Annotated in this window: 4 protein-coding genes; 2 read left to right on the top strand and 2 right to left on the bottom strand. The window is 43.0% G+C overall.

The features are described from left to right. Positions 1-442 precede the first annotated feature (442 nt). On the top strand, positions 443-1393 hold the full coding sequence (locus tag AC27EZ_RS17955) for an IS110 family RNA-guided transposase (RefSeq protein ID WP_487136638.1): 951 nt from the start codon (positions 443-445) through the stop codon (positions 1391-1393). Between the two features lie 29 nt (positions 1394-1422). Here the strand turns inward: AC27EZ_RS17955 and AC27EZ_RS17950 are convergent, their stop codons facing one another. Both AC27EZ_RS17950 and AC27EZ_RS17945 read right to left on the bottom strand, forming a co-directional pair. Further along, on the bottom strand, positions 1423-1791 hold the full coding sequence (locus tag AC27EZ_RS17950; protein WP_487136637.1) for a hypothetical protein: 369 nt from the start codon (positions 1789-1791) through the stop codon (positions 1423-1425). Positions 1792-2757: 966 nt separating this feature from the next. After that, positions 2758-3015 (bottom strand): hypothetical protein, encoded by a 258-nt coding sequence (locus AC27EZ_RS17945; protein WP_487136636.1) that lies wholly within the window; start codon positions 3013-3015, stop codon positions 2758-2760. A gap of 699 nt (positions 3016-3714) precedes the next feature. Here AC27EZ_RS17945 and AC27EZ_RS17940 point away from each other — a divergent pair. Continuing rightward, positions 3715-4683 carry an integron integrase gene (locus tag AC27EZ_RS17940; RefSeq protein WP_487136635.1) on the top strand — a complete coding sequence of 323 codons (969 nt, stop codon included), beginning with the start codon at positions 3715-3717 and terminating at the stop codon, positions 4681-4683. Positions 4684-4719: the final 36 nt, after the last annotated feature.

Genomic DNA, 4719 nt, shown 5'->3' with positions numbered 1-4719 from the left:
GATAAATAGCTCCACCTCAGATTCACAAACCCACGGATTCTTTGCATATATTGTTTTATCTGAGTCTAGGCTATGTAGTTGCCGAGTTAGTTCTATTATTCTCATGATGCATAACGCCCCAGTAAGGGGCACATACTTACCGGCGAAAATGCCGGAGGCGCCGGTGAGTATGTGTCCCAGCGAACGGAGTGAGCGAGCTTGACTGGTTTGTATGGATAATTATTCCCTAAATTCATCTTCAATCCTTTTACAAGAAGGGTAAAGTGAGACCCAGACTTTGGCTGCAACCAAAGTAGGCACAGTAGCAGTTCGATTGATTGGGGGTTCCTCTGTTGAGAGACCGGTAACAAACGTGAACGCTACTGAGCACTCCAAGCACTAATCTCGAATAGTCGACTGGGCCTCTTGAGCTCGCATTTAGCAAACCAGAGTAAAGCTTATTATGAAAACACAGCACGCGCAAAAAATAACGGTAGGCGTTGATACCGGTAAGATCCTTTTGGACGTCCACGTTCGTCCATTGGGGGTAGAATTCAGGGTTACGAATGACTCTAAAGGTATTGAGTCTGCGATTAAACAGCTGAAGTCCTATTGTCCTGAACGAATAGTGATTGAGGCTACCGGTCGTTATGAATTCGCTTTTATCCTTGCATGCTCAAAAGCCAAATTACCCTTTGTAATATCCAATCCAATTCACATCAAACGTTTTGCTGGTGCGATTGGCCGTCGGGCGAAAACCGATAAGTTAGATGCGCAATTGATAGCGCATTATGGTGAAGCCATTCAACCCAAGTTTTCTCATCTCAAACCAGAGACGATGAGGATGATGGCTGATCTAGTGGCTCGCAGAAATCAGCTACTGGTGATGCGCACCATGGAAAAGAATCGGCTGAAAATAATGCCTAAAGGCCTGTCTTCCATGATAAAGCCCATTCTAACCGCACTAGAGAAGCAGATAGAAAAAAGCGATACGAAGCTGCTCAAACTAATTGAAAGTTGTCCTGACTATCAAACAAAAAGTGAGCTTGTACAAAGCATGCCAGGTATCGGCAAAACAGCGGCAGCGACCTTAATAAGCTATCTGCCAGAGTTGGGGTATATGAACAATAAACAAGCGGCAGCACTCGTGGGTGTAGCACCCATCAATAACGAGAGTGGTCGATTTAAGGGTAAGCGCAAAGTCCAAGGTGGCCGAGCACAAGTGCGAACCGTGTTATTCATGGCCATGATGTCAGCGATACAATGCAATCCGGTTTTCAAGCAAAAGTATCAGCACTTATTGGCGCAAGGTAAGCCTAAAAAAGTGGCTCTAATCGCCTGTGTCAGAAAGATGGTTGTTATCTTAAATTCGATGGTCAGAGACGGTAAGAAGTGGGCTGTAACAACAGCGTAACTTGGGTGATTTGACACCATAGTCGTTTGTTAGCTGTACTTTTCCTTTTTAAACATCTTAGGTGCACGAATAGCTATAACAACTGAAAAAGCTAAAACACTTGCTGCATAAGCAAACCAAGATATTTGATACAAACCTGCTAAGTTACTAACTGTGTGTGACATTAGAAAAGCAAATAAGGCTGAGAAAGCTAAGTGCTTTATCAATAAGTCCTCTTTCGATTTTAACTGCCCTAAAAAAAAGCCAATTCCCGAAACAACACTTGATGCTAAACAGCTTACTAAGACTGACAAAATACTTAAATCTACTTGAGTGCGGTAAACAGCATATGCTCTGAAAATTAGAGCAACAGCAAAAAATAACAGTGCAAAAATAATAGGTTGTTTATATGTGTTCACATGTTTCCTTGTACAGCTAACTTTAAGCTAAGCGGCGCAGTTGCGTGGGGCATAATGGCGAAGCCGCCCCGCGTAAAAGCGTCCGAACGACCGAAGGGAGTGACTTGAGCGCTTTGTTAGAAGCAGAGCGTGTTCCCTTGGCCTTATTAAAAACTAATAAAGTCAGCATACGATTGATTATTAACACAAACAAGTAAAACGACAGCGCAGTGATGGTATTGATTTGACTGAAGCAAGCCGCCCTATGAGTTGCCGAGTGCAATGGCGCCTGCCGGATAAAATAAGAACTTGTTGGTAAAGCGCCTATTGCGCAACCTTTGAAGTTAATGCGGCGAAGTTAAAACCACTAAAAGCCAGAGCGATTTTTGAAACAGCAGGTGAGGGCGGTTGAACTGTTATTTGTATTAAGCGAAACGCAGTTTAGGCTGACGCCTTCTAACTTTTAAATAAGGGGCGCGGACATGCGGGCTATAATGCGAAGCAGCCCACGTGTATGCGTCCCAGCGAACGAAGTGAGTGACTTAATTTTTTTGTTAGGTGACATAACTTAAAACTACCCCAAAACCAAAGGAATGATAACTAAAAGACAAAAATAGAATATTGGGAACATGTCCCAATACCCATAGTTCCCGCACCTAGAAAAACGGCGTAATGATGAGAAAGTGCATAATACAAAAACAGCTAAGTAAGAGGTCGCAATCAGAGTCGCTTTAAGACCTGATAATGTTGGGTTATCAGTAAAGCCAGCCCCAAGCCCTAGATAAAAAACAAGCATAAAAAAGGCTACAGGTAAGAGTACGATGCCACCAACCAATAGACTAAAATTTCTAATGAACCATGTGCTCACATTTGTCACCTAACTTTTAGATAAGGGGCGATAACGCGTAGGGCATAATAGCGAAGCAGCCCTGCGTGTTAGCGTCCCAGCGAGCGGAGTGAGTGACTTTATTTTTTTGTTATGTGCCATTAGCCGTTTACATCATAGTTGTTGTCGGAAAGGTCTTTGGCGCTGTACTCATTGATAATGTTGAATTTTGCCTTTTTAAAAATGCGAGTGAAACACATTAGTAGGGCAACCAATCCTAGGGCAGCAAACACAATTGAGATTGGATTGAAGATGTACATGCTTTCACAGTCGAAACAAGATACATCTTCGTGTGAAGTAGAAAAAGCGAGAATTGAGAGAATGACTCCCAGAAACAAGTACAAAACAGCCAGTTTCATTTAATTCTCCTTTGGCACATAACACCCCACTAAGGGGCGCTAACACATGGGCTAAAATTAGGAACGAAGTGACGCAGCCCATGTGTTAGCGTCCCAGCGAGCAGCGCGAGTGCCTTTAGTGTTTTGTTAGTTGCCTAGCCGAAAATATTAGCATATGTCACATATAGCCCAAACGCGATATAGCCTAAAGATATAATGGCGTTGAGAAACCAAACAAAGCGCCAAAACAAACCTTTAAAGTTAAAAGTCTTTCGTATTTTAGGACTTAGTAGCGCAACTGTCGAAGTGATAGAGCCCAAAGCTGAGCAACAAAATAGTGGAAGCACTATAAACATTAATAAGAGGCCAGCAGCACCCGCAGATGCCCCGCTTGAGTCAGGTTCTATTGGAGCTAAGATCCAATACGATAAGCAGACCGATATAAATAAAGATAATAAACTAAGTAATTGAAGGCTTCTCATATGACCCTTGGCAACTAACAATTTAGTGTACGGAAAAAATCCTTTATGCAAGGCGGACTAATTCCATATATCACGTTTTATAATTACATAACTTTCGCACGTAAATGCTCTTCTATCAACAACCTATACTTTCTATCTGAAGTTACTGGGCTTAAGTACGGAATATGTCCATTTTATTTTACCTGTGCCTCAAAAGCCGCAATGCTGTCTGCATTTACAGTTAATGAATTTTATAAAAATGAAATCAATGTTTATGCAAATGGTGGTCGAGCATATGCGAAATCGCCGCTATGCGAAGCGCACAATTGAACTTTATACCACGTGGATAGTTAGCTTTATCCGTTTTAACAATAATAGGCACCCCTCTGAAATGGCCGATAAAGAGGTTGAATTGTTTTTGTCCCACTTGGTGAATGCTAAGAATGTCGCACCTGCTACCCAAGCGAGTGCGCTTAATGCATTGGCATTTCTTTATCGCGATATCATAGAGCGTCCACTTACATTAGAGCTAGATTTTGTTACTAGTCGAAGACGGGCGAAGTTACCTGTAGTACTTACGCAAGAGGAAGTGGTTTCATTATTTGCGCAAATTCCAGCAAACTTGAAGCTGCCTATTTCGTTACTTTATGGTAGTGGGTTGCGCTTAATGGAGGCGGTACGTCTTCGTGTTAAAGATATCGATTTTGACTACAATGCTATACGTATCTGGGACGGCAAAGGGGGTAAGCATCGCATTGTCACCTTGGCCGCCGAGCTAAAGCCTGGGCTTACTCGTCAAATTGGTGTGGTTGAAAACTATCTGGTGGCTGACCTACAAAACCCAAAGTACGAAGGTGTCTATTTACCTCACCGGTTGCGCGTAAAATATAAAAATGGTCCGCGTGAATTGGGGTGGCATTATCTTTTTCCTTCGGCCCGGTTATCTGTCGACCCCGAAAGTCAGAAGGTGCGTAGGCATCATATCGATGAATCTAGCATTCAAAAAGCCATAAGAAATACCGCTAAAGCGTGCGACATTAAAAAGAAGGTCACGCCGCATACGTTGCGCCATTCTTTTGCAACGCATTTGTTACAGGCGGGGGCTGATATTCGTACGGTACAAACCCAGTTGGGCCACTCTGATGTGAAAACCACGCAAATTTACACCCATGTGCTTCAGCAAGGTGCGCAAGGTGTGGTAAGTCCACTGTCGCGTGTGTTGAAATAGCATCTTGACTACCTAATAAAAAAGGGCCCGAAGGCC

It is taken from the genome of Alteromonas sp. 4NH20-0056, assembly GCF_057539655.1.
Note: the sequence above shows the minus strand (reverse complement) of the source record. Positions and strands in the feature narration are given on the sequence as shown.